This window comes from Sphingomonas sp. GC_Shp_3 (assembly GCF_026540945.1).
GTDB lineage: Bacteria > Pseudomonadota > Alphaproteobacteria > Sphingomonadales > Sphingomonadaceae > Sphingomonas.
Genome location: NZ_JALNUT010000030.1, coordinates 1 through 716 on the forward strand (window position 1 = coordinate 1; position 716 = coordinate 716).

Below are 716 nucleotides of genomic sequence, written 5' to 3' on the forward strand. Positions count from 1 at the left end.
TGAGCCGAAAAGGCTCAACATAGAGGATGGGGCACTCGAACGGCACGAGCGGTCGTAGCCGTGATCCCAAGGTCCAGTCTCGGCCTCAGGCCAGCGCCCATCGTCAGCAGGCTGGAGCGCCGTGCTCCGACTTCTGTCACAGAAGTCAGGTTTTCGTGTCAAAGGAGAGTCCGTGTCCTTTGACACGAAAACTTGCCCTCTCAGGTCAGAACATATCGTGATCTGTCAAAAGCAGGTGACAGGTCTTTTGACCGATCAGCCAAGTTTTTGACAGCCATTTGTCCGGCGTGGTCGCGTTAGCCGATCGGCATATCGTATCGACATCAACGCTGATTGGCATGGTGTGTCGGCGGTAAGATTCACTCTGCGGTGTTCGGTCAGATCTTGGCCGGTGCGGTTCAGCCGATCCGGGCAAGCGTGCCGAGCAGGGTCGAGCGCGGCACCTTGAAGGTCCGACAGACGGACGCCTTGCTGGCCCCGCCATCGAGCGCCGCGGTGATCCGCTCAAGCGTTTCGGCGTCGATCATTGGCGGGCGGCCACCGTGGCGTCCCCGGCGTTTGGCCGCAGCTAGTCCCGCCATCACTCGTTCGCGCGTCAGCGCACGCTCATATTGCGCCAATGCGCCGAACAGCGAGAACAGCAGCTCGCCGTGGGGCGTCGTCGTATCCATCTGCTCGGTCAGCGACCGGAACGCGATGCCGCGTGCCTTCAGGTC

General features: G+C 61.3%; 1 protein-coding gene. It reads right to left on the bottom strand.

Translation table 11 applies throughout. The features are described 5' to 3' along the window. Positions 1-398: 398 nt before the first annotated feature. On the bottom strand, positions 399-716 hold a 318-nt coding region (locus OXR00_RS19595), incomplete at its 5' end, for a recombinase family protein (RefSeq protein WP_267389908.1).